This window comes from Marimonas arenosa, assembly GCF_030848945.1.
In the GTDB taxonomy this organism is placed as follows: domain Bacteria; phylum Pseudomonadota; class Alphaproteobacteria; order Rhodobacterales; family Rhodobacteraceae; genus Marimonas; species Marimonas arenosa.
Map to the genome: position 1 here is coordinate 284,263 of NZ_JANHAX010000002.1, position 24,777 is coordinate 309,039.

Below are 24,777 nucleotides of genomic sequence, written 5' to 3' on the forward strand. Positions count from 1 at the left end.
TTCGCATTGGCTTCGCCACTCCGACCGACTGGGGGGCCAGCCCCCCAGACCCCCCGGGATATTTGGAGAAAGAGGAAGACAAGCGTGTTTTCCTTCATCTGACCTGAAATATCCCGGAGGGGGTGCGGGGGAGGCAGCGCCTCCCCCGCCTCGTTCGGATCGCGGCTCGCGATCCGAACAGGAAACGTCCCCTCCAGGCCACGACCGGACGTTGCCCGCCAGGTCCGGTACGGGCGTCAGCCACCCTCGGCCAGTGCCAGTGGCCCAGGCTCTTCGCGGATTGGCAGGTGGATCACGGCAGCAAACAGCCCCAGCGCCACGGCGGCCCACCACATCGGAGTGTAGTCCTGGTTCAGGTCATAGATGCGCCCGCCCAGCCAGGCGCCGATGAAGCTGCCGGTCTGGTGGCTGAGAAACACCAGCCCGGCCAGAGTCGACAGGAACTTCAAGCCCTGGGTCTGCGCCACCAGCCCCATGGTCAGCGGCACGGTCGACAGCCACAGAAGCCCCATCAGCGCCGAGAAGACCAGCACGCTGGCCTCGCTCACCGGCACCAGGATGAAGGCGGTAATCACCACGGCGCGGGCGAAATAGATGCCGCTCAGCACCCATTTCTTCGACCAGACCTGCCCCGACCAGCCGGAAAAGAACGACCCCGCGATGTTAAAGAGCCCGATCAGCGCCAGCGACCAGCCGCCGACCCAGGCGGCGAGACCGATATCGGTGACATAGGCCGGCAGGTGGGTCTGGATGAAGGCGACGTGAAAGCCGCAGACAAAAAAGCCGAAGAACAGGCACAGATAGCTGCGGTCGGTGAAGGCGAGCCTCAGCGCGTTGCCGAAATCCCGCGCCGAGGATCCGCCGGCGGTCGGCGATGCGGCGCGAGCGATGAACACCAGGAACGGCAGGATCAGGACAAAGCTGGCCCCGATCACCAGGAGCGCGGTCTGCCAGCCGATGCCGCCGATCATCGCGGTGGCGGCGGGCGCGGCGACGAACATCCCCAGCGAGGCCGCCGCCGTGCCCAGCCCCATGATGAAGCTGCGGCGCTCGGGCGACACGATCTTGCCCAGCGCGCCGATCACGATCGGGAACGACGCCGCGCCGGTGCCCGCGCCCACGAGGATGCCGGTCAGCACGAATTGCGTCGGGTCGGTGACGACGCCGCGCAGGGCGAAACCGACCCCGGCGCAGACCGCGCCGACGGCCAGCACCCGGGCGGTGCCGAACCGGTCGGCGATCATGCCGGCGACCGGCTGGGCGAAGCCCCAGGTCAGCATCTGGACCGCGACCGAAAGCGAGAACGTCTCGCGCCCCCAGCCCAGGTCGGCCGACATCGGCCCGAGAAACACGCCGAAAGTGGCAGCGAAACCGAAGCCGAGGAACGCGATCATACAGCCGGCGAAGATCGCGGCGGTCAGCTCGGCGGGTTTCAGGGCGGCAGGGGAAGTCATGGCGCGGGTCTCCGGGGGCAGAATGGAGCGAGCGTTGCACAGGTATCGCTGCAGTTCAATTCAGCCGAACCCGGCCCGGGTGCCGCGTCAGGCCGTGGCGCGCAGGCGGTTCACAAGCAGATCGTTCTGCAGGATTGTGTCCCTGAGCCCGGTCAGTTCGCCGACATCCCAGTTGGCGCTCAGATACCGGCCCTTGGCCCAGTCGGCCGCCCCCGAGCAGAGCCAGACGGCGAAACAGGCGGCCAGGTCGGGCTCGTCGACCAGGTATTCGTGCATGTCTTCCGGCATGTTCCGCCCCAGCTCGGTTGCCACGCCGCCGGGATGGATGGCGAAGCACTTGATACCGTCCTCGCCGTGGTCGGTCTGGACGAATTCGCACAGGCGATTGATCGCGTGTTTCGAGGTTTGGTAGTCAGACGCCCCCGGCATCAGAAGCTGTGCGCCGACCGACGAGAGCAGGATGAGGTGGCCGCCGCTGCCCCCCCGGGCGGCGTATCGGGCCGCGCTTTCGACGAGATACGGCAGCGTGAAGCGGATCACGTGATAGGTGCCTTTCACATTCACCTCCCAGCTCTGCCACCAGCCCGCGGGGTCGGACGCGCCGATTTTCGTCCACGGGCCGAGATAGCCGGCGTTGGCGTCGGCCACGTCGATGCCGCCGAATTGCGCCACGCAGTCCCTGACCGCGGCCTCGACCTGGGCGGCGCCGGTCACGTCGCAGACGGCATGGGCACAGCGCGTGTCCGGGTTGGCCCGCTCGACAAGGGCCTGCGTCTCTTTCAGGGCATCTTCGGACCGCGCGGTAAGATAAACCGCGGCGGCGCCGGCCTCGGCAAAGGCGACCGCGGTGGCCTGGCCGATGCCGCGCGAGGCACCGGCAATAAAGACGACCTTGCCCGCCGCGCTGCCTTTCAGCGCCGACGCCGGGTCGATCGCGTCATAGCGGGCGTGATGCGCCGTGAGATCGAGGAATTGAGATTGGATGGACGACATGGGACGCTCCTTGTTGCTGGGCCGGACCCCGAGGGCAGTGACCTGACCATCGGATCAACACATAACCCGACGCGGCGCCCCGGGCCTGTCACATTCTCCGGAAGACCTGCCTGTTTCTCCGGCTCTGCCGATTTCCCGCTGTGGTCCGGCGCGAATTCTGCTAGGAGGTGAAGGCAAGGAGTGCCCGATGGACCTTTCCCGCCTTGTCACGCTTGCCGAGCGCTTTTGCACCGAAAAACCGGAAACTCTGCCGGGTCTGTCGGTCTATCGCCGCATGGCGGTCAGCGATATCGAGGCCGTGTTGTACGAACCCGTGATATGCCTGATCCTGCAGGGCAGTAAAGATACATCCATCGGCGACCAGACCGTCCGCCTCGTCCCCGGCTATGCGCTTTTGGTCAGCCATGACCTGCCCGTGGTGTCGCGGATCACCCGGGCGAGCCCGCAGGCGCCTTACCTCGCGCTGATCCTCGCGCTCGATCTGGGGCTGGTGCGCGGGCTTTATGACCAGCTTGCCGACGCGCCGGTGCCCGACGCGCCGGTCCGGCCTTTGTCGGCAGGGCCGGCCGACCCGGCCTGGGTGGCGCCGCTGGAGCGCTATCTCGGGCTGGTGGACAACGCGCTGGACGCACGGGTCCTTGGCCCCGCGACCCTGCGAGAGGTTCATTACCGCCTGCTGCTGTCCCCGATCGGGCGGATGCTGCGCAATCTGGTGATCCCCGACAGCCACGCCAGCCGGATCGCCCGCGCCATCGGCAAGCTGCGCGCCGAGTTCCGCGCGCCGCTCGGGGTTCCGGACTTGGCGAAAAGCGCGGGCATGAGCGTGTCGTCGTTTCACGAGCATTTCAAATCGGTGACCGGCACGACGCCGCTGCAATACCAGAAGGACCTGCGCCTGATCGAAGCGCGCGCCCGGCTGGTCGGGCGGGGCCAGACAGTTTCCGAAGCGGCTTATGCCGTCGGCTATGAAAGCCCGACGCATTTCAGCCGCGACTACAGCCGCAAATTCGGCCTGCCGCCCAGCCGGGATGCCCGTGACGCTTTATCAGTTGCCGGGGACGCGATCGCCGCCGGGGCCTGAACGCCGTCGTCCGGCTTGGGAATCGGAACCGCCCGTCCGGCCACGGGCCCGGTTCGCCAAAAAAAACCCCGGCGTCGGGCCGGGGTTTCCTGAGTGCTGCACGCCGGGTGCTTCAGCCCGCGCCGGCCAGTTCGGCCATGCGCACGATCACCTCGGCCTGTTTCATCGAGGCGATATCGATGAGCTTGCCCTTGTAGGTGGTGGCGCCAAGGCCGTTCTTCTGGGCCTCTTCCATCGCGGCGAGGATCTCGCGGGCGTTGGCCACGGCCTCGGGCGTCGGAGTGAAGACCTGATTGGCCAGCGCGACCTGCTTGGGGTGGATCGCCCATTTGCCGACCATGCCCAGCGTCGCCACCCGGTGGGAATGGGCGAGATAGGCGTCATCGTCCGAAAAATCGCCGAACGGGCCGTCCACCGGCAGCACGCCATGGGTGCGGCAGGCGGCGACGATGGCCGACACCGCATAGTGCCAGGGATCGGGGTAATCGGTCTGTCCGTTATGGGTCATGTAGTAGTTTTCCTGGGTGCCGCCGATGCCGGTGGTGGCCATGCCCATCGAGGCGGCGAAATCTGCGTAGCCCAGGCTCATACCCTGCATCCGCGGGCTGGCAGCGGCGATCTCCTCGACATGGGCGATGCCGGCTGCGGTTTCGATGATGACCTCGAAGGTGATCTTCTTGTCGCGGCCCTTGGCGCGTTCCACCGCCGTCACCAGCGCATCGACGGCATAGATGTCGGCGGCGCATCCGACCATCGGGATCATGATCTGATCGAGCCGGTCCGAGGCACCTTCCAGCAGCTCGATCACGTCGCGGTACCAATAGGGCGTATCGAGGCCGTTGATCCGGACCGACAGGTACTTGTTGCCCCAATCGACGTCGTGGGTGGCGGCGATGATGTTGGCGCGGGCCTTGTCCTTGTCGCCGGGCGCCACGCTGTCTTCGAGATCGAGGTTGATCACGTCCGCCGCGCTGGCGGCCATTTTCTCAAAAAGCTCGGGGCGCGAGCCGGGGCCGAACAGCTGACAGCGGTTGGGACGGGCGGGCGCAGGGGGTTGTTTGCGGAAGGACATGGGATAGGCCTTTCGGGTGGCAAAGTTGCGTGGGTTCGGCGGGAAGCGTTATTAAACTGCGCGCCGGGCGGCAAGGGATTTCTGCGCCGCGGCATGGCGGTGGGGGTCCTTCTTCCGTTACGTTTTCGCCATGGTTGCGCCGTTTGACAGGGGTAGGGTGCGTTTCTGGTACATAAGGAGCGTCAGCCATGTGGCCGCGCGAGAGGGAGTATCCGGAAACCGTGGGGTTCTGGCTGGATGTGTTGCTGTGGGTGGCGGCGCTGGTCGAGCGCGGTTCGACTACGCGGCCTTGCAGTTATGTCTCTTGGGCCAGGGCCTTGCACAAGTTCGAGGCGCTAAAGGGCGTGGAGATGGGGGCCGGGTCGCCGGGTGACGACAGGTGGTCGTCTTATCACTCCCGGCTGATGAGATTTGTCGAAGACGTGGCGCAACCCCGCTGGTCCGAGCCGCGGCGCGATCTGATCGAGTTCGCGCTGGCCTTCCTCGAGGCGGATGTGATGCTGCGCCGGTCGGGCTATGCCAAGAAGAACCTGGCGCGGCGGTTGAAGCAGGCGCCGCTGTGCGACGGGGATGTGGCGCGGTTGGACGCGGTGTTCCGGCGGCAGGTGGTACAAGGCACGGGGTTGGAGGAGTTTGGCGCCTACGCCCGGCTTGCCGCGAAACTGATGAATGAGGGGCGGCTGCCCGGGTTGGAGGCGTGGCTGGAGGAGCGAGCGCAGGGGGCGATCCTGACGGTAGACAATATGGATGGCGCGGAAATGCTCGCCCTGGTCTGGGAGAATGAGGCGCTGTCCGAGATGGATCAGGCGCGGCTGGCGCGCATCAGGTGCTTCGGGCCGACGAAATGGGGGGTGGTCTGGCCCGGGACGGACCTGATCGTACCCGCGGGTGAGCGGCTAAAAGAGGCGGACGAGCAGGTGAAGAGGAACGCCTATCAAATGTTGCGGGCCCTCAGGCGGCGACGCGGGTTGCGCGCTTGACCACGCCTCGCGAGTTTTTTCTTTGCTGAAATCGCTGACAGTTCAAAATTTCTTCGAAAATTCATCGCCTATCTGCAAAATTCTTCTTCAAGAGGCAAGGGCGACGCGGGAATTTGCAATCCCGTCCCGCCGATTCTGAAGAATACTCGTGCCCGGAAATTTGCATGTGAACCGGAAAGGCCGCTGCCATGATCAAGACACCCTACCTGCTTTTTCTGGGCGATGCGCCCGACCAGTTGGCCGCGAAAGTAGCGCAGGGCATCAAGGACTGGCGGCCGCAGAACGCGGTGGGCCAGTACCGCATGGAAGGCTGTGGCGCCGATCTGGGGTTGCGCGATATGGACCTGGTCGAGGCCAAGGCGGCAGGTGCGAAGACGCTGGTGATCGGTGTGGCCAACCGTGGCGGGGTGATCTCGAAAGAGTGGAAAAAGGTGCTGGTGGCGGCGCTGGAGGAAGGCTTCGACCTGGCCTCGGGCCTGCACAACCTGTTGCGCGACGAACCCGATCTGGTGGCCGTGGCCGAGGCCTGTGGCTGCGCGTTGCATGACGTGCGGCTGCCGGACGCGAAATATCCGATTGCCAACGGTGTGAAACGCACCGGAAAGCGCTGCCTCGCGGTGGGCACCGATTGCTCGGTCGGCAAGATGTACACGGCGCTGGCGATGGATGCCGAGATGAAGACCCGCGGCATGAAATCGAGCTTTCGCGCGACCGGGCAGACCGGCATCCTGATCACCGGCAACGGCGTGCCGCTGGACGCGGTGGTCGCCGATTTCATGGCTGGCGCGGTAGAATGGCTGACGCCTGACAACGACGACGATCACTGGGACCATATCGAGGGGCAGGGCTCGCTTTTCCACGTATCCTATTCGGGGGTGACGATGGCGCTGATCCATGGCGGTCAACCCGATGCGCTGATCCTGTGCCATGAGCCGACGCGCGAGCACATGCGCGGTCTGCCGGGGTTTGCCTTGCCATCGCTGGAAAAGCTGCGTGACACGGCGCTGCCGCTGGCGCAGGTGGCGAACCCCGAATGCGAGGTCGTGGGTGTTTCCGTGAATACCCAGCATCTGAGCGAGGAGGAGGCCAACGCTTATCTCGCCGAGGTCGAAGCCCGCATGGGTTTGCCGGCGGTCGATCCGTTCCGCCAGGGCGCCGGGCGGCTGGTGGACGCGCTGGCGGCGATCTGAGGGGCGCATGCCCATCGCCCGTCGAGGATGCCTCCGGCGGGGATATTTTCAGCAAGACGAAGGAGCGGGACAGTGCAGATCACCGTGACACCGGAGACGTTCAAACTGGCGCAGGTGTTCACCATCTCGCGCGGGTCGCGGACCGAGGCGAAGGTGCTGACGGTGCGGGTCACGGACGGATTCATCTCGGGCTGGGGGGAGTGTGTGCCCTACGCCCGATACGGCGAGACGCTGGAGAGCGTGACGGCCCAGATCGAGGGGCTGACGGGGCGGGTGACACGCGCCGCGCTCTACGAGCTGTTACCCGCCGGGGCGGCACGCAACGCGGTGGACTGCGCGCTGTGGGACCTGGAGGCCAAGAAACAAGGCAAGAGGGTCTGGAACCTGGCCGGGTTGCCGGAACCGGGGCCGGAGATCACCGCGTACACGTTGTCGCTCGATGCGCCGGAAAAGATGCGTGAGCAGGCGGCGAAGAACGCGCATCGGCCGCTTCTGAAGATCAAGCTCGGGACGCCGGACGATATGGCGCGGCTCGAGGCGGTGCGGGCCGGGGCGCCGACATCGACCATCATCGTCGATGCCAACGAGGGTTGGTCGGCCGAGGTCTATGCCGATCTGGCGCCGCACCTGATGCGGTTGGGCGTGGCTCTGGTGGAACAGCCCTTGCCAGCGGGCGAGGATGACGCGCTGATCGGCATGGACCGCCCGGTACCGGTCTGCGCCGACGAAAGCGCGCATGACCGGGCAAGCCTGCCGGGGCTGAAGGGCAAGTATGACGTGGTCAACATCAAGCTCGACAAGACCGGCGGCCTGACCGAGGCGCTGGCGTTGAAACAGGCGGCGCTGGCCGAGGGCTACAAGGTGATGGTCGGCTGCATGGTCGGATCGTCGCTTGCCATGGCCCCGGCGACGCTTGTGGCGCAGGGTGCGATGGTAACAGACCTTGACGGGCCGCTTCTTCTGGCCGAAGACCGCGAGCATCCGCTGGTCTTTGACGAAGCGGGGGTGCATCCGCCGAGCCCGGAGTTGTGGGGGTAAGCGCTGCGGACCAGTCTCAGCAAAGAAAGAGATCGGTCTGCACCAGAACCGGATGCGGGATTACGATCCAACCCTCGGGCGGTATTTGCAAACGGGCTTTCTGCTTCCGCGGTCCAAGATCGGGGCTTGACCGGCGGCAATGGCTGCGACAGGGAACAGGAAACGCAAAGGAGAACACCCATGAGCCGCACAGTTTACGTCAACGGGGAATACCTGCCCGAGGAAGACGCCAAGGTTTCGATCTTCGACCGGTCGTTCCTGATGGCTGACGGGGTTTACGAGGTGACCTCGGTGCTGGGCGGCAAGCTGATCGATTTCGACGGCCACCTGGCGCGGCTGGAACGCTCGCTGGCCGAGCTGGACATGGCAAAGCCCGAGGCGTTCGATGACCTGCTGGCGATCCACCGCAAGCTGGTCGAGCTCAACGGCATCGACGAGGGGATGATCTATCTCCAGGTCAGCCGCGGCTCGGCCGGCGACCGCGATTTCGTCTTCCCCGACCCCGAAGTGGTGAAGCCGACGCTGGTGCTGTTTACCCAGTCGAAGCCCGGCCTGGCCGACAGCCCGGCGGCGAAGACCGGCATCAAGGTGATCTCGATCGACGATATCCGCTGGGGCCGGCGCGATATCAAGACGGTGCAGCTGCTTTACCCTTCGATGGGCAAGATGATGGCCAAGAAGGCGGGCTGTGACGACGCCTGGCTGGTCGAGGACGGGTTCGTGACCGAAGGCACGTCAAACAACGCTTATATCGTCAAGGGCAACAAGATCATCACCCGGCATCTGTCCAACGACATTCTGCACGGCATCACCCGCGCCGCGGTGCTGCGCTTTGCCCGCGAGGCGCAGATGGAGGTGGAGGAACGCGCCTTCACCATCGAGGAGGCCCAGGCGGCGGACGAGGCCTTCATCACTTCGGCCAGCACCTTCGTCTTTCCGGTGGTCGAGATCGACGGGGTACAACTGGGGAATGGCGCGCCCGGACCGGTGGCGACGCGGCTCAGAGACATCTATCTGGACGAAAGCCTGAAATCGGCAATCTGATCTGATCGACGGCGGTCCGCGGCGGATTGCGGCCTCCGTCGGGCACCCTGCAGACGTCGCGCGGTCGACGCGATGTCGAGAGCACGTTCATCCTACTCTCCCGAGACGGCGGAGGTGGCGTTTCACCTGCGTCCCGATATGATCGCGGTGCTTGGAATTTTCTTCTACCCGACAAAAATTGCGGCGTGGCCGGTCCGGGTTCCCGTCTCTTTTCTGGCTCAAATACCCGTTTTGACGAGAGCCGTTTTCGAGAAGCCCGTCCTGCCGGGCGCGTTGCGGCTGCATCGGCCGGGTCGAGCGACGCGAGGGCCAGCCCCCGGGGCCGGCGCGCAACGCGCGACACATGCCCCTGAGCACATGTCCCGATCTCAGCCAAAGCGCCAGGAGGAGGCGGTGACACCGCCTCGGATCATCTCCTCGTGGTAGGTGCGGGTCGCGGGTTCGCCTTCTGCGGCGCCGAGTGCCGTGAAAAGCGGCACGAGATGATCTTCGCGGGCGTGGCAGGCACGGGCATGGGGGGCCATTTCCCAGCCAAGCACCTCTGCGGTGCGCTCGACCGGCGGCAGGGCAAGTGCGTCGGTGAGCCATTTGTCGAATGCCTCGGACGGTACCCGGGCGCCTGGACCGAAGGCGGCGAGGTTGTGGTAGCTGAGGCCCGAACCGACGATCAGCACGCCCTCGTCGCGCAGGGGGGCAAGCGCGCGGCCCAGTTCGAGGTGCTCCTCGGGCGAAAAATGCGCCCGCATCGAGATCTGGATCAGTGGCATGTCAGCCTGCGGCCAGAGGATCGCCATCGGCACGAAAGTACCGTGGTCGTAGCCGCGGCTGTCGTCGAGCCGGGTGGGCAGGCCAGCGGCATCGATCAGTCCGGCGACGCGTTCGGCCAGCGCCGGCGCGCCGGGGGCCGGGTAGGTGATCTCGTAGGTGTGGGCCGGGAAGCCGTAGTAGTCGTAGACCATCGGTGGTTTGGCGGCATGCATGACGGTATAGGCGTCGTCTTCCTCCCAGTGGCCCGAGATCATCAGCACCGCTTTCGGGCGTTCGGGAAGCTGATCGATCATGCGGGTGAAGCTGGCTTCCAGCTCGCGGAAGGTTTCGCGCATCTGCGGGATCCACGGCCAGGGGCCGCCACCGTGGGAGATGAAATATGTGGGCATACGCGTCATCTTGGGCCTCATGTTCAGATGTTCCGCGAAACGTAGGCAAAGCGCTATGCCGCTACTAGGTCGAGGGGCGAACAGCGATTGTGCGGATATGCGCCCTGTCCGCATGACGAGCGAGGTCCCGCAGCACATTTGAATTCCCTTGCTATCTTCCCAAGGCATGCTTTTCTGACGGGATGGTTAAACTGGTTCTTATGCACAAAGCCGACTCGATCTATGAAGACGAGCCTGACGTTGTTTACGATTTCCCTAGGCGCTACCTGAAGGCCGTCCACGAGGCCGTGGGCGACTGGGTTGTCTACTATGAACCAGTAAAGGCGGGCCCCCGCGGCTATTTTGCCGTGGCCAAGATTCAAAGGGTCATCCCGAAACCGGGCGTCGAGGGGCGCTTCCTGGCCTTGATCGAGCCGGGAAGCTTCTTGCCATTCGATGCGACGGTGCCACGCCTGGTTGGCGGTCGGCCCCTGGAACAGACCCTGACCGAGGCGGATGGCTCACCGAAAAAGGGTGGGAGCGTTCAGTTGGCCGTACGTCGCCTGCCGGAGAGCGACTTTGCCAGGATCGTCGACCTGGGCTTGCCGCAGGATCTCGAGCAGCTAGAAGCGACACGATACGAGCCTGCCATCGCAGACCGGCAAGAAAAGGCCATGCGAGATGCGTCGGTGCCATTCGAGCGACCTGTAGTCGAGCGGCTCACGCGCAGGCCCTTCCGGGATGTTGCTTTTCGAAGGAAGGTGCGTGAGGCCTACGGATATCGCTGCGCCATGTCGGGGCTCCGGCTGCGAAACGGGGGTGGCCGGCCCGAGGTGCAAGCTGCGCATATTCGCCCGGTCGAGCACCAAGGCAGCGACTCGGTCCGAAACGGGCTGGCTTTGTCGGGCACGTTGCATTGGATGTTCGATCGCGGCTTGATCACGGTCGCCGATGATTGCACTACAATCCTTGTCTCTAGAAACAAGGTTCCGAGCGATGTCGTTGCCCGGCTCATCCGTCCTGAAGGTTCGCTTCTGACGCCAGAGGACCCAAGGGACGCACCACATCCGGCCAATTTGAAATGGCACCGCGAGAATGTTTTTGGTCAGGTGACCGGAGATGCGCCGATCGATTGGAGCTGAAGCCTCGATCACTCCTTGTCCTTGAGCACGTTCTCGCGGAAGGCGACCTCGAATTCAGCCTGTTTTTCGGGGCTGGCTTCGGTCTGGTTCTGGGCCTTCCACTGGTCGTAGGGCATGCCGTAGTAGATTTCGCGGGCCTCGTCCTTGGACATTTCGATGCCGCGTTCGTTGGCGGCCTCCATGTACCAGCGGGAAAGGCAGTTGCGGCAGAAGCCGCCGAGGTTCATCAGGTCGATGTTTTGCACATCGGGGCGGTCTTGCATCAGGTGCTGGCGCAGGCGGCGGAAGGCGGCGGCTTCGATCTCGGTGCGGGTGGCGTCGTCCATGTGGTGTCTCCCTGAAAGCATGGTGGGTGGAAAACCCACCTTACGGTAAATCGGTTCAAGCCCTTGTCAAAGACCGGTTTCGGCCAGCACCTCGCCCAATATCGGCGCCAGGCGGCGGGCCCAGGCATGCTGCTGATCGTCGGTCTCTATGACGTCGTGGCGCAGTTCGATCAGAACGTTGGGCCGTCCCTTTCGCAGCGCATGCTGGTCGATGGCATCGCCGGGCAGGTGGCCGGCATAGGGTTCGTTGTCACCGACGCAGAGGTCGGGTTCGCGCCCGAGTCGCTCGATCAGAGCCGGGCCGAACCCGGTATCGCCGGCATGCAGGATGCCGATCTGCCAAGGGCGCGGATGCCGGCCCTGCAGCTTGGGCGAGAAGCTGTGGATGGCGACGATCACGGTGTCGTCGCGCCGCGCCGCCAGTGCCTCGTAGGCGTCGTGGTAAGGGCGCCAGTAGGTGTTGAGGCGGCGCATTTCTTCCTCGGGCGTGATGTGGCGGTTGGCGGGGACGATGGTGCCGTCATAAAGCTTCATGATCAGCGTCGGGTCGTCCTGGCCGCGGTTGGGGTCGATCACCAGCCGAGAAAAGCGGCTGAGGATCGCCGGGGCGCCCAGCAGGTCGGCGAGCGCCAGGCTGACGCCGGCGGCGCCGAGGTCATAGGCGATGTGGCGGCTCATCTCGGCGGAGGGCAGGCCGAGATCGCCTCCGTTGACGCAGCCAGGCACGGCGTTTGAGGCGTGATCGCAGGTGATCAGCCAGCGCGAGGCGCGGCTTTCTTCATGAATTTCGAAGGCTTGATATGTCATATGCGTGTCATTCCCTTGCGCAACGACTTAGGCGAGTTAAAGGGGGAAGTGAATTGTGCAATTTCACCGCATGGCCATTGTTAGCGATAACTGCTAGGCAGGCGGACAAACACAGAAAGTCGTGCAGGCAGGACAGATGAGACGTCACCGCAATGTGAAAATCGTGGCCACGCTGGGGCCGGCTTCCAGCGACTATGAGACCATCAAGGCGCTGCACGAGGCCGGCGCCGACGTGTTCCGGCTGAACATGAGTCACGGCAGCCATGACGAGACCCGTGAGCGCCACCGCATCATCCGCGAGATCGAGCGCGAGCTTGACGGCCCGATCGGCATCCTGGCCGACCTGCAGGGGCCAAAGTTGCGGGTGGGAAAGTTCGCCAACGGCGAGGAAGAGCTGGAAGAAGGCGCGATGTTCCGGCTCGACCTCGACAAGGCCAAGGGCGACGCCCGTCGGGTGCGGTTGCCGCACCCCGAGATATTCGCGGCGCTGAAGCCCGGCGCGACGCTGTTGGTCAATGACGGCAAAATCATGCTGCAGGTAAAGGACTGCGGCGCCGATTTCGCCGATTGCGAGGTGCTGACAGGTGGCACGATTTCCAACCGCAAGGGGGTCAATGTGCCCGACGTGGTGCTGCCGCTGGCGGCCTTGTCGGAAAAGGACCGCGAGGACCTGGAATTCGCCTGTGACCTGGGTGTCGACTGGATCGCGCTGAGCTTCGTGCAGCGACCCGAGGACGTGCTCGAGGCGCGGGAACTGGTGGCGGGCCGGGCTGCGGTGTTGTCGAAGATCGAGAAACCGGCGGCGGTGAAGTGTTTTGCCGATATTCTCGAAGTGTCGGACGGTGTGATGGTGGCGCGCGGCGACCTGGGGGTCGAGCTGCCGGTGCAGAACGTGCCGCCGATCCAGAAGCGGCTGGTGCGGCAATGCCGGGCGGCGGCCAAGCCGGTGATCGTGGCGACCCAGATGCTGGAATCGATGATCGAGAGCCCGGTGCCGACGCGGGCCGAGGTTTCGGATGTGGCGAACGCGATTTACGAGGGCGCCGACGCGGTGATGCTGTCGGCCGAGTCGGCCGCCGGAGATTATCCGGTCGAGGCGGTCACGACGATGAACAACGTCGCTGTCGAGGTCGAGCATGATCCGAACTATCGCGTGATCATCGAGGCGTCGCGCCAGGCCGAGCGAAAAAGCGTCGCCGATGGCATCGTCGCCGCGGCGCGCGAGATCGCCGAGACCACCGACATCAAGGTGATCTGCTGTTTCACCCAGTCGGGCACGACCGCACTCTTGACCGCGCGGGAACGGCCACGGGTGCCGATCATCGCGATGACGAGCCTGCGTGGAACGGCGCGGCGGCTGGCGCTGAGCTGGGGCACGAACTGCATCATGACCGGTGAATTGCAGCGCTTCAAACAGGCGGTGGTGAATTCGGCGAGGGCGGCGCGGGTGCATGGGTTTGCAACGCCCGACGACCAGATCCTGGTGATCGCGGGGGTACCGTTCAACCAGCCCGGCACCACAAACATTCTGCGGGTCGCGCCCTGTGATGAAAGTTTGATTTTTGCCTCGGATCCGGAGTAAACTGATCGTCAATCTAGCAGAACGCGTCTTCGGGCAGCGACAAGGCAGTAAAGATGGATAGTGATCTGGCCCTGGTGGTTGGTTTGGTGGTTGCCGTGTTTTCGGTTCCGGCGGTCATTTCGGCCCTGTCCGAGCGGCGTGCGCCGCGGGTGGCGGCGATCGTGCTGATTGTGGGCGGAGGACTGGTCGCCTGGTCGGTGTCGCAAAAACCCGGCGGATACACGCTTGGCGAAATCCCCGACGTGATCGTGCGCGTGGTGGGGCGCTACGTGAACTGAAGCCGGTTGCGGGGCGGGTGCGCCCCGGTGGCCGAAAATCCTTGCAAAAGGCGAAACTGCCCCGTATACGGCGCTTCTCAACCGCGCGGCCGGCTCAAGTGGCATGCCGAGTCGCGTGTAACCGACCCGACTATTCAGGAGACGGAAATGCCCAAGATGAAGACCAAGTCGAGCTGCAAGAAGCGGTTCAAGGTCACTGCCACCGGCAAGGTGAAGACGGCCCAGGCCGGCAAGCGCCATGGCATGATCAAACGCACCAACAAGTTCATCCGCAACGCACGTGGCACCACCACCATGAGCGAGCCCGATGCCAAGATCATCAAGGGCATGATGCCCTACGCGCGCTGAGGAGGATGAGCGATGTCGAGAGTTAAAGGCGGAACCACCACCCACGCCCGTCACAAGAAGGTCATCAAGGCCGCCAAAGGTTACTATGGCCGCCGCAAGAGCACCTTCAAGGTCGCGCGCCAGGCCGTGGACAAGGCCAACCAATACGCCACCCGTGACCGCAAGGCCCGCAAGCGCAACTTCCGTGCCCTGTGGATCCAACGGATCAACGCCGCGGTGCGCACCCATGACGAGGCGCTGACCTATTCGCGTTTTATCAACGGCCTGAACAATGCCGGGATCGAGGTCGACCGCAAGGTGCTGGCGGATCTCGCCGTGCATGAGCCCGAGGCCTTTGGTGCCATCGTGGCCCAGGCCAAGGCCGCGCTGGCGTAAGAGCCATAACAGAAGCGAGTTTCGGAAGGCCCGGGTGATGCCCGGGCCTTTTCTTTTGTCGATCCTCCGGGTTGGTCGGGAACGGCTGGATGCCGTCGTTCGGTCTTGCTGAGCTCGCGGGCGGCGTGTCTTGGGGCGGCCCGCACGCCTTTCCCGGCCTGTTCTTGCAGCTCTGGCGACGGCCGGGCTAGGTTGGTGCCGAACTCACGGGGCGGGCAATCCATGACCATTGAAACGGTTGCGATCATCGGGGCTGGTCTTATCGGGCAGAGCTGGGCGGCTTTGTTTCTGGCCCACGGCCTGCGGGTGCAGGTTCAGGATACCGATCCGACCCGCGAGGCGGGGCTGCACGAGGCGGTCCGGCGGGCCTGGCCCGATCTCTGTGCCGTCGGCGTCGCGGAGGGGGAGCCGCCGACGGCGCGGCTGAGCTTTACGACCAGCGTTGCCGAGGCCTGTACCGGGGCGGATTTCGTGCAGGAATGCGGGCCCGACCGGATCGATGTCAAACGCCTGATCGTGGCGGAAATCGAGGCCACTTCGGGCAAGGATGTGGTGATCGCCTCGTCCACCTCGTCGTTGCTGGCAAGCGAGATCCAGCACGGTGCCCGGCATCCCGGGCGGATCGTCGTTGCCCATCCGTTCAATCCGCCGCACCTGGTGCCGCTGGTCGAACTTGTGCCGGGGCGGCAGACCGCCCCGCAGGCGATGGCCACGGCGCGGGCGTTCTATGACAGCATCGGGCGCGAGGTGGTGGAGCTGAAACGCGACGTGGTGGGTCACGTAGCGAACCGGCTGTCCTCTGCGCTGTTCCGCGAGGCGGTGCATCTCGTGGCCGAGGGCATCGCGTCGGTCGAAGACGTCGACCGCGCGGTGCGGCACGGGCCGGGGCTGAGGTGGGCGCTGATGGGGCCGTATCTGACCTACCATATGGGCGGCGGCGCAGGCGGGTTTCGGCACTACATGGACCATCTCGGCCCGACGCAGGCGGCGCGCTGGGCAGAGTTGGGCAATCCGGTGCTGGACGATGCCACCAAGGCGCGGCTAATCGCGGGCGTCGACGAGATGCTGGCCGGGGTGGACGATTCCGATCTCGTGGCGCGGCGTGACAGCGGGCTGGTCGGGCTGCTGAAGATGAAGGCCGGCGCTCGGGGCGACGGCGACTAGTTGCCTGCCAACGGTCGCTGCAACAGGGCCAATGCCGCCCCCACCAGCAGAATCCCCGCCGCCGCCAGTAGGCTGACGCCGATGTCGCCGAACCGGTCCCCGATCAGCCCCGCGCCGTAAGGGCCTATGGTCTGGGCCACCGCGAACACCACCGTGAAGAAGCTGATCGCCGCGCCCCAGCTGTCGGGCGGCAGGTTCTGCCGCGAAAAACTGGTGATGGCGCCGGGTGGCATGAACACGCAGAGCCCGAAGATCGTGGCCGAAAGGATCAGCGCTGCGCCGCCCGGGACCACAACCGGCAGAGCCGAACCAATCGCAATGCCTGTGAGGATCAGCGTAAGCGGCACGCCCGAGGCGAACCGTGCCAGTACCGGCCGCCACAAGATGGGCGAGACGAAGATGCAGCTGCCCAGGATCACCCAGATCAGCGCGATGAACCCAGGGCCCGCCTCTTGTTCGGTCATCCAGGCCGACAGGAAGGTGAGGTAGACGATATAGCCGAGCCCGAACCCGGCATAACCTGCCAATTCGCCCAGCATGCGGCGCAAAGGCAAGGCAGGTGCGGTTTGTCCCGCCTGGCGGGGCGGGCGCAACTGGCCCGCGGCCCATAAGCCCAGCGGCAGCGAGGCCAGGCTGAGCGCCCCGATCAGCACCCAGCCCCAGGGCCAGGCGGCATATCCCCAGATCCCAAGCAGAACCGGCAGCGTCGCGCCCGCCAGAACGATGCCGAGGCCCCCGCCGGAGCCGAACAGAAGCGCGATAGCCAGAGCGTTGCGTCGCGGATCGTCATGGAACAACTGTGCCGCCAGCGCCCCCGCGGTGGAAAACGACATCGCCCCGAAGACGCCCGCAAGAATGCGCCACAGTGTCTGCCACCACAGCGCCGTCACCAGCCCGGTGGCCAGAAGCGCCGCGGTCGTGGTCACCAACCCGAAGGCAAACAGGACCGAGGGTCGGACCCGGCGGATCAGCCCCATCGTCAGCACCGCTCCGGCGATGTAGCCGAGTGCGTTCGCGGTGTTGAGCCAGCCCGCCTGGGCATAGTTCCACCCCATTTCCGATTTCATTGCCGGCAGCAACAGTCCATAGGCAAAGCGCGCGAACCCGTTGGTCACGGTCACGCCCAGGGCAAGCCCGGCCAGAATCAACCAGGGTCGGGTCGGAGCGGCTATCATGCCGGCGTCATCGCGGGGCTGTGTGCCTGCGTCATCGGGGCGATCCTTGTGGTGACACCGGTGTGACATGGTCCCAGAGGCCGATCAATGCGTTCCTTTTCCATCCTGCAGCGTGCTCTGGTGCCCTGCGGCCAACGGCGCGGGTCAACCGAAAATGCGCGGGACAGGCGGTTGCAGGCATGAGCGACAACCGGCCCGACGGTTCGGCGGGTATCATGGCCGCGCTTGAACCGCATTGCCGGTTTTGCTACCGGAAGATGTGGGATACCGGCATTTCCCTGCCAACCCTGCCCTTATCGCAGATGTGCCGGCCTGTCGTTTTCTGAAGGAATGGTCCGATTTTACAGAATCCCAGCGAGCGGAAAAGGCTGGTCACCGCTGCAGCACCGCATGTCCTCGTGTTCGGTCACAGCCACATGCAGAGCATGCGTGCCGCCTATGACAAGGGCCAGCGGCCCGAGAACGCGAGGATCAGCTTCGTCGACGTGCACGAGCATCGGGCGCAATACGACAACCCGGAAACCGATACCCTGCCCAAGCTGCTGAAACATCTCGTCGCCGAGATCGATGCCGGTCCGGCGCCGGCCCTCTGGGTGTCGCGCATTGGCGGCAACGAACACAACATGCTGAGCCTGCTGGAACATGACCGGCCGATCGATTTCATCCTGCCGGGGCACGAGCATCTGGGGTTGCAGGACGGCGCCGAGATCGTGACTTGCGCCTATATCCGGGAGGTCGTGTCAACGCGGCTGGAGCGCAACCTGAAATACCTGCCGGAGATTCTCGAATTCTGCCCGGTGCCGCTTATCCAGGTCCAGGCGCCGCCGCCGATTGGCGACACCGACCATATCCTGAACAACCTCGGGGCATTCGGAAAAAACCTCACCGGCACGCCTAGGATCGCGGCCAACGCGTTCCGCTGGAAAGTCTGGCGGTTGCAGTCGCAATTGACGGAAGAGTTCTGCCGTGGGCTCGAGGTTCCTTTCCTGGAAAACCCGGATCCGGTGTTCTCGGACGGTGGGTTTCTCCGGGACGATCTGCTGGGACGCGACCCGACGCACGGCAACCGGAAATACGGGCAGATCATGAACGACCTTATCGTGCAGATCGCACGCGGCGAGGCGGAGGTGCCTGCATGAGCGAGCGCAAGACCCATTTCTATAGCAACCAGCCGGATTATGCCTTCTGGAGCCGCGCGGTCTCCCAAGTGCCCCCCGACCAGCTCAATCCGGTGATCTCGTTTCCGTTCCGGATCGAGGCGCGGGAAAAGGTCGCCACGGCCGGAAGCTGTTTCGCCCAGCATATCGCGCGCAACCTCAAGCAGCGGGGCTTCAACTATTTCGTCGCCGAAACCGCGCACCCGATCGGCAACATGGTCCGGGACCTGGCCGAGCGCCACAATTACGGCACGTTTTCAGCGCGCTACGGCAACATCTATACCACCCGCCAGCTGGTGCAACTTTTCGACCGCGCCTATGGCCGCTTCGTGCCGGCCGAGCCGAACTGGAGCGATGAGAGCGGGCGCTGGTACGATCCGTTCCGGCCCAGTATCGAGCCGGGCGGCTTTGCCTCGGAGGCCGAGCTTGTGGCCGACCGCGACCAGCATTTCGCCGCCGTGCGCCGGATGTTCGAAACGCTCGATGTGTTCGTCTTCACCCTCGGCCTGACTGAGTGCTGGCAGGCCCGGGCCGACGGGGCCGCCTTCCCGGTTTGTCCCGGCACCATCGCCGGCACCTACAGCGACACGGCCTACGAATTCGTCAATCTCGCGGTCGACGACGTGGTTGGCGACCTGCGCGGGTTCCTCGACCGGCTGCGTCAGGTCAACCCGGCAGCGCGCGTCATCCTGACGGTGTCGCCGGTGCCGCTGGCAGCCACCGCCGAAGACCGGCATGTTCTGGTCTCGACCGTGCTGTCGAAGTCGGTGCTGCGGGTGGCTGCGGACGTGATCGAGCGGGAGTTCGAGCATGTCGGCTATTTCCCATCTTACGAGATCGTCACCAGTTCGGCCAATGCGCACCGCAACTTCGCCAAGGACCTGCGCTCGGTCACCGACGCGGCGGTCAATCACGTGATGTCGGTTTTCTTCTCCAGCGTGGTCGGCACCGGCGAAGCCCTGCCCGCGTCCGCCCCCGCCGCGGAAGAGGATTTCTACGACCGGATGGAGGCTGCGGCGAAGGTCGTTTGCGAGGAAGAGGTGCTGAACCGCGACTGACGCGGGATTTGTGGCATGGGCAGGGGCGCGGCAGGTGCCCGTGGCCTTGCATTCCATCGGGTCTGTGATAGCAGGTGGCCGGAGAGACCGGAGGGCCCGATGGACGATCTGCGTGAGAAATATATTGGCCTGATTGCCGACGCCGGCGACGAGGCCACGCTCGAGGACCTGCGGGTGCAGGCGGTGGGCAAGAAAGGCGAGATCAGCCTGCAAATGCGCTCGCTGGGGCAGATGTCGCCGGAAGAGCGGCAGGTGATGGGCCCGAAGCTCAACGCGCTGAAGGACGAGATCAACAGCGCCTTGGCCGCCAAGAAAGAGGCGCTGGAGGATGCGGCGCTGGATGAACGGCTGCGCGCGGAATGGCTGGACGTGACATTGCCGGCGCGCGACCGGCGGGCCGGTTCGATCCACCCCATTTCACAGGTCACCGAGGAAGTGACCGCGATCTTCGCCGACATGGGGTTCTCGGTCGCCGAAGGTCCGCAGGTGGAAAGCGACTGGCACAATTTCGACGCGCTCAACATCCCCGGCCACCACCCGGCGCGGGCCGAGATGGACACGTTCTATATGCACCGCGCGGAAGGCGACGACCGGCCGCCGCACGTGCTGCGCACCCATACCTCGCCGGTGCAGATCCGCTCGATGGAACTCACGGGCGCGCCGATCCGGGTGATCTGCCCGGGCCGGGTGTACCGGGCCGATTACGACCAGACCCACACGCCGATGTTCCACCAGGTCGAGGGGCTGGCGCTGGATACCGATATCTCGATGGCCAACCTGAAATGGGTGCTGGAGGAATTCGTCAAGGCGTTCTTCGAGGTCGACGACGTCGAACTGCGCTTCCGCGCCTCGCATTTCCCGTTCACCGAACCCTCGGCCGAGGTCGATATCCGCTGTTCCTGGGAAGGTGGGCAGCTGAAGGTCGGCGAAGGCGACGACTGGCTGGAAATCCTCGGCTCGGGCATGGTCCACCCCAAGGTGATCGCCGCCGGCGGGATCGACCCCAACGTCTATCAGGGCTTCGCCTTCGGCATGGGGATCGACCGGATCGCGATGCTGAAATACGGCATTCCGGATCTGCGGGCGTTCTTCGATTCCGACCTTAGGTGGCTGCGGCATTACGGGTTTGCCTCGCTGGATGTGCCGACGCTGCATGGGGGGCTGTCGCGGTGAGCAGTGCTCTGCTTTGGTTGGGTGGACTGGCGCTTTCAGTGGTTGGGTTTATGGTTGGGCGGTCTGTGAGCGAGTCTGAGAAGATCCTTGCAGAAAAACGCCGTGTCTATGAGGAATTCCTTAGGGAATGCCCAAAGCCGAATGACGCATACTCCAAAGACCCGTTCATAGAAACGAGGCGTTTTACAAGGTAAACAGCGCACTCTTGCTATATTGTTCAACCAACGTGGCGATCGCAGTCAGGCACTATTTGGATGCTTTTGTGGCAGCGGCTGATGTTCTTACACCGGAAAGCCCTGCACTTCATGAAGAGTTCAAGAAGGTGTCGCGAGCCTACAATGACGTAGTTCTAGAGATGAAAAGAGACGCACTCGGATGGTCTGCTTTTGGCTATCGTGGTGAAAGTAGACTTCCAAAAAGCAACAGGGAGTCCGAAAGGGGAAACCAATCATGAAATTCACCCTCTCCTGGCTGAAAGATCACCTCGACACCACCGCTTCGGTGGACGAGATCGCCGAGGCGCTGACCGATCTCGGGCTCGAGGTCGAGCGCGCGTAGGGTGGGCAATCTGCCCACCTTTGACGGGTGGGGTGGATGAATTATCCACCTTATAATAGGCGTTTTGCGGCCCGATAGACCGCGCTCCGTTCGCGTTTGCTGATGGCGATGACTGCCACAGTGATGCGGGCGTCCTCGACCTAATCGACCAGCCGATACCCGGCGCTGCACGCTCGACTGCCCCTTTCCCGAATACGAAATCATAGTTTCTTGATCGCGATCAATTACGACCTAGGGTTGTTCGTTTAGACTGATCCTGCTGATTAAAGTTGGGGTCTGTTGCGTTGCGGCCTGTCGCAACGGACGGTCTGCCGCAATTCTGGGTGCCGGTTTCATTAGGCGCTAGAGGAAGCATCCAAGTTGACCCCGTTCTCCGCCCGTCGGCCGCCGGAGAAGCGATTGCGGCTCTTGCGGAAAGAGGCGCTGAACGGTGGTTTCAAGGAAAGGACAAAGCCATGAGCGACAAACTTTTAAAACAACTCGCGAGCGAAGAGTTCCGGGTATTCGTCAAGACCGTTCTGGATCGCAAGGCAGCACGGGGAAAAGAGGCGATCACCGCTCGTGCCGCAGAAGCGGTCGTGTCGGGCAAATCCGCCACGATTCGGGTGTCGATTGACCACGCACTGCTGACGCAACTGCGCGAACTGACCTCAGAACTCAGAGACGAGATCGAGCCTAAATTGGGATCCACGCTGCGCAAGCTCAAGGCCGCGGGCACCAAGGTGTTTGACGCCGGGGCGTCCGGTTCGAAGGCCGCCGCCCGGCGTGCCGAGCTGGCGAAGGCGGCGGAAACGCCCGAAGCGTGGGCCGCCTACTGGGACAGGCCCATGATCGATCCCATTACCGGTGGCTGCATCGTCGCCTGCATCGTCGTCTGCGGCATGATCATCGTCTGGATCGTGGTGGAAGAGTGCTTTCCTGCCCCCGCCCCGCCGCCAACGCCGACCCCTCCGCCCCCTCCCGAGGAGGAATGTGTCGAAGTCGAGGTTCCGGTCGAAACCGAGGTCTGTGAGGAGGAATGCGAAGAGCAGTGCCCGGACGACTAGGGACGGCGCGCCGGTCTGTCGCGGGGGTGCGGTTGCGGGAATTCGGGCGTCCTGACGGTTTTGCGTTCTGGACGCCCGCACTTCCCCCCTTTCGTAGTTTCCATTAAGAAGCCTGCGACACGCATTTCCGAAGGGGCCGACTGGCATGAAATTCACCCTCTCCTGGCTGAAAGATCACCTCGACACCGAGGCGTCGGTTGACGAGATCGCCGAGGCGCTGACCGATCTCGGGCTCGAGGTCGAGGAGATCATCAACCCGCTCGACAAGCTCAAGGGCTTCACCCTCGGCAAGGTGCTGAAGGCCGAGCAGCACCCGGATGCCGATCGCCTGCGCGTCTGCATGGTCGAAACCGACGAGGGCGAGAAACAGATCGTCTGCGGCGCGCCCAACGCGCGCGAGGGCATCACCGTGGTGATCGCCAAGCCGGGCGATTACGTGCCGGGCATCGACCTGACGCTGAAGGTCGGCAAGATCCGCGGCGTCGAAAGCCACGGCATGATGGCCAGCGAACGCGAGATGGAACTCAGCGACGAGCACAGCGGCATCATCGAACTGCCGAGCGGTGAGGTCGGCGACAGCTTCGTCGAGTGGCTCAAGCAAAACGCGCCCGAGAAGGTCGACCCGGTGATCGACATCGCCATTACCCCCAACCGGCAGGACGCGCTGGGCGTGCGCGGCATTGCCCGCGACCTGGCGGCGCGCGGCCTTGGCACGCTGAAACCCGCCAAGACGGCGCAGATCGACGGCGAATTCCCCAGCCCGATCAAGGTCAGCATCGACGACGACACCCGCGATGGCTGCTACGTTTTTGCCGGGCGCCTGATCCGGGGCGTCAAGAACGGCCCCAGCCCGAAATGGCTGCAGGACCGTCTGCGCGCCATCGGGCTGCGGCCGATCTCGGCGTTGGTCGATATCACCAACTTCTTCACCTTCGACCAGAACCGTCCGCTGCACGTGTTCGACGCCGACAAGGTCAAGGGTGATCTGCGGATTCACCGGGCCAAGGGCGGCGAAACACTCGTCGGCCTCGATGAGAAGGAGTACACCTTCAGCGAAGGCCAGATCGTGATTTCCGATGACGAGGGCATCGAGAGCATCGCCGGGATCATGGGCGGGCTCGCCACCGGCTGCACCGAGGAGACCACCAACGTCTTCCTCGAAGCCGCCGTATGGGACCATATCCAGATCGCCTATACGGGACGGGCGCTGAAAATCAATTCCGACGCGCGCTATCGCAACGAACGCGGCATCGACCCGGCGTTCAACATGCCGGCGATCGAGCTGGCGACGCAGATGATCATCGAACTTTGCGGCGGCGAGCCGTCGAGCGTGGTGGTGGCGGGCGAGGTGCCGAAAGTCGACCGCGCCTACAAGCTCGACCCGGCGCGGGTGATCAGCCTGGTCGGCATGGAGATTCCCGAAAGCGAGCAGCGTCAGACCCTGACCAAGCTGGGCTTCCGGCTGGAGGGCAACATGGCGCATGTGCCGAGCTGGCGGCAGGACGTGCAGGGCGAGGCCGACCTGGTGGAGGAAGTGGCGCGGGTGGCGTCGCTGACCAAGCTCAAGGGCATCCCGATGAAGCGGATGCAGGACGGGGTGCCGAAGCCGATCCTGTCGCTGCACCAGCGGCGCGAGCAGGCCGCAAGGCGGATGGCGGCGGGGCTGGGGTACAACGAATGCGTGACCTATTCTTTCATCGACAGGGCCAGCGCCACGTTGTTCGGCGGCGGCGACGATGCGACGATGCTGGAAAATCCGATCTCGTCGGAAATGAGCCACATGCGGCCCGACCTGCTGCCCGGCCTGTTGCAGGCGGCGGCGCGCAACCAGGCGCGCGGGATGATGGACCTGGCGCTGTTCGAAGTCGGCCCGGCCTTCCACGGCGGCGAGCCGGAGGAACAGCATTTGCAGGTCGCGGGTCTTCTGGTCGGACGAACTGGGCCCAAGGACGTGCACGGTTCGGCGCGGACGGGTGACCTCTATGACGCCAAGGCCGATGCCGAGGCGGTGCTGTCGGCGCTGGGAGCACCCGCCAAGGTGCAGATCCTGCGCGACGGGCCGGCCTGGTGGCACCCGGGACGCCACGGCAAGATCTGCCTTGGGCCGAAGAAGGTGCTGGGCATCTTCGGCGAGCTGCACCCCAAGGTGCTGAAGGCGATGGATGTGAAGGGCCCGGCGGTGGCCTTCACCATCTGGCCCGATGACATCCCCGCGTCGCGCAAGCAGAACGCCACGCGACCGGCGCTGGAGGTCAGCGATTTGCAGGCGGTGGAACGTGATTTCGCCTTCGTGGTGAACGCGGATGTCGAGGCGTTGACTCTTGTCAACGCCGCGGCGGGCGCCGACAAGGCGCTGATCGAGAGCGTGCGGGTGTTCGACGAGTTCATTGGTGGGGCGCTGGGCGATGGGAAGAAATCGCTTGCCATCACCGTAAGGCTGCAGCCGCATGGCGAGACCCTTAAGGATGCCGACATCGAGGCGGTGGCGGCGAAGATCGTCGAGAAAGTGACCAAGGCCACCGGTGGCACGTTGCGCGGGTGAATAGCGGCGTGCCGCCCACCCCTTGAAGTTCGCCGGACGGGCCCGGCCCGGGAGGAAA

General features: G+C 64.5%; 23 protein-coding genes. 16 read left to right on the forward strand and 7 right to left on the reverse strand.

Translation table 11 applies throughout. The features are described from left to right. Positions 1-236: 236 nt before the first annotated feature. Entirely contained in the window at positions 237-1,454 is a 1,218-nt protein-coding gene (locus NO357_RS07650) for an MFS transporter (protein WP_306735044.1), read from the reverse strand. 87 nt (positions 1,455-1,541) lie between these two features. Continuing rightward, positions 1,542-2,447 (reverse strand): SDR family oxidoreductase, encoded by a 906-nt coding sequence (locus tag NO357_RS07655; protein WP_306735045.1) that lies wholly within the window; start codon positions 2,445-2,447, stop codon positions 1,542-1,544. A gap of 187 nt (positions 2,448-2,634) precedes the next feature. Between NO357_RS07655 and NO357_RS07660 the strand changes: the two genes are divergently transcribed. Beyond that, complete coding sequence (locus tag NO357_RS07660; protein ID WP_306735046.1) at positions 2,635-3,528, forward strand: AraC family transcriptional regulator; 894 nt, start codon at positions 2,635-2,637, stop codon at positions 3,526-3,528. 112 nt (positions 3,529-3,640) lie between these two features. Here the strand turns inward: NO357_RS07660 and NO357_RS07665 are convergent, their stop codons facing one another. Beyond that, complete coding sequence (locus NO357_RS07665) at positions 3,641-4,600, reverse strand: HpcH/HpaI aldolase/citrate lyase family protein (protein ID WP_306735047.1); 960 nt, start codon at positions 4,598-4,600, stop codon at positions 3,641-3,643. 188 nt (positions 4,601-4,788) lie between these two features. Between NO357_RS07665 and NO357_RS07670 the strand changes: the two genes are divergently transcribed. From NO357_RS07670 to NO357_RS07685, 4 genes are all read left to right on the forward strand, one after another. Continuing rightward, positions 4,789-5,580, forward strand: coding sequence for a hypothetical protein (locus NO357_RS07670; RefSeq protein ID WP_306735048.1), 792 nt, complete (start codon positions 4,789-4,791; stop codon positions 5,578-5,580). A gap of 188 nt (positions 5,581-5,768) precedes the next feature. Continuing rightward, entirely contained in the window at positions 5,769-6,770 is a 1,002-nt protein-coding gene (gene dgcN, locus NO357_RS07675; RefSeq protein ID WP_306735049.1) for an N-acetyltransferase DgcN, read from the forward strand. Positions 6,771-6,842: 72 nt separating this feature from the next. Continuing rightward, a complete protein-coding gene (gene dgcA / locus NO357_RS07680) occupies positions 6,843-7,808 on the forward strand; it encodes an N-acetyl-D-Glu racemase DgcA (protein WP_306735050.1) in 966 nt (321 codons plus the stop codon). Positions 7,809-7,988: 180 nt separating this feature from the next. Beyond that, a complete protein-coding gene (locus NO357_RS07685; protein WP_306735051.1) occupies positions 7,989-8,852 on the forward strand; it encodes a D-amino-acid transaminase in 864 nt (287 codons plus the stop codon). A 368-nt stretch (positions 8,853-9,220) separates the two neighbouring features. Here NO357_RS07685 and NO357_RS07690 read toward each other — a convergent pair whose 3' ends face one another. Next, positions 9,221-10,018 (reverse strand): DODA-type extradiol aromatic ring-opening family dioxygenase, encoded by a 798-nt coding sequence (locus tag NO357_RS07690; protein WP_306735052.1) that lies wholly within the window; start codon positions 10,016-10,018, stop codon positions 9,221-9,223. Between the two features lie 191 nt (positions 10,019-10,209). Here NO357_RS07690 and NO357_RS07695 point away from each other — a divergent pair, with 191 nt between their 5' ends. After that, positions 10,210-11,130 (forward strand): HNH endonuclease, encoded by a 921-nt coding sequence (locus tag NO357_RS07695; protein ID WP_306735053.1) that lies wholly within the window; start codon positions 10,210-10,212, stop codon positions 11,128-11,130. Positions 11,131-11,138: 8 nt separating this feature from the next. Here NO357_RS07695 and NO357_RS07700 read toward each other — a convergent pair whose 3' ends face one another. Both NO357_RS07700 and NO357_RS07705 read right to left on the reverse strand, forming a co-directional pair. After that, positions 11,139-11,456, reverse strand: a complete 318-nt coding sequence (locus tag NO357_RS07700; RefSeq protein ID WP_306735054.1) for a DUF1244 domain-containing protein — start codon at positions 11,454-11,456, stop codon at positions 11,139-11,141. 66 nt (positions 11,457-11,522) lie between these two features. After that, positions 11,523-12,263 (reverse strand): N-formylglutamate amidohydrolase, encoded by a 741-nt coding sequence (locus NO357_RS07705; protein ID WP_306735055.1) that lies wholly within the window; start codon positions 12,261-12,263, stop codon positions 11,523-11,525. A gap of 136 nt (positions 12,264-12,399) precedes the next feature. Between NO357_RS07705 and pyk the strand changes: the two genes are divergently transcribed. The 5 genes from pyk (at position 12,400) to NO357_RS07730 (ending at position 16,010) form a co-directional block, all read left to right on the forward strand. Then, positions 12,400-13,845, forward strand: coding sequence for a pyruvate kinase (gene pyk / locus NO357_RS07710; RefSeq protein WP_306735056.1), 1,446 nt, complete (start codon positions 12,400-12,402; stop codon positions 13,843-13,845). A gap of 53 nt (positions 13,846-13,898) precedes the next feature. Next, a complete protein-coding gene (locus tag NO357_RS07715; protein ID WP_306735057.1) occupies positions 13,899-14,123 on the forward strand; it encodes a hypothetical protein in 225 nt (74 codons plus the stop codon). Between the two features lie 147 nt (positions 14,124-14,270). Continuing rightward, the gene (rpmI, locus tag NO357_RS07720) at positions 14,271-14,471 is read left to right on the forward strand and encodes a 50S ribosomal protein L35 (RefSeq protein ID WP_306735058.1); all 201 of its coding nucleotides are present in this window, start codon (positions 14,271-14,273) and stop codon (positions 14,469-14,471) included. Positions 14,472-14,483: 12 nt separating this feature from the next. Next, a complete protein-coding gene (gene rplT, locus NO357_RS07725) occupies positions 14,484-14,846 on the forward strand; it encodes a 50S ribosomal protein L20 (RefSeq protein ID WP_306735059.1) in 363 nt (120 codons plus the stop codon). A gap of 222 nt (positions 14,847-15,068) precedes the next feature. Next, complete coding sequence (locus tag NO357_RS07730) at positions 15,069-16,010, forward strand: 3-hydroxyacyl-CoA dehydrogenase NAD-binding domain-containing protein (RefSeq protein WP_306735060.1); 942 nt, start codon at positions 15,069-15,071, stop codon at positions 16,008-16,010. On the opposite strand, the gene NO357_RS07735 is transcribed toward NO357_RS07730, so the two are convergent. Then, positions 16,007-17,185 (reverse strand): YbfB/YjiJ family MFS transporter, encoded by a 1,179-nt coding sequence (locus NO357_RS07735; protein WP_306735061.1) that lies wholly within the window; start codon positions 17,183-17,185, stop codon positions 16,007-16,009. The two genes, NO357_RS07730 and NO357_RS07735, sit on opposite strands and share 4 nt — an antisense overlap. Before the next feature lie 416 nt (positions 17,186-17,601). On the opposite strand from NO357_RS07735, the gene NO357_RS07740 reads away from it, so the two are divergent. The 5 genes from NO357_RS07740 (at position 17,602) to pheT (ending at position 24,719) form a co-directional block, all read left to right on the forward strand. Beyond that, positions 17,602-18,324, forward strand: coding sequence for a hypothetical protein (locus NO357_RS07740; protein WP_306735062.1), 723 nt, complete (start codon positions 17,602-17,604; stop codon positions 18,322-18,324). Beyond that, positions 18,321-19,400, forward strand: coding sequence for a GSCFA domain-containing protein (locus tag NO357_RS07745; protein WP_306735063.1), 1,080 nt, complete (start codon positions 18,321-18,323; stop codon positions 19,398-19,400). The genes NO357_RS07740 and NO357_RS07745 overlap by 4 nt, the downstream gene beginning before the upstream one ends. Positions 19,401-19,499: 99 nt before the next feature. Beyond that, positions 19,500-20,573, forward strand: coding sequence for a phenylalanine--tRNA ligase subunit alpha (pheS, locus tag NO357_RS07750; protein WP_306735064.1), 1,074 nt, complete (start codon positions 19,500-19,502; stop codon positions 20,571-20,573). Between the two features lie 1,013 nt (positions 20,574-21,586). Then, positions 21,587-22,177: a hypothetical protein gene (locus NO357_RS07755; RefSeq protein WP_306735065.1), complete on the forward strand. Its 591-nt coding sequence runs from the start codon at positions 21,587-21,589 to the stop codon at positions 22,175-22,177. A gap of 145 nt (positions 22,178-22,322) precedes the next feature. Then, positions 22,323-24,719, forward strand: coding sequence for a phenylalanine--tRNA ligase subunit beta (gene pheT, locus NO357_RS07760; protein WP_306735066.1), 2,397 nt, complete (start codon positions 22,323-22,325; stop codon positions 24,717-24,719). Positions 24,720-24,777: the final 58 nt, after the last annotated feature.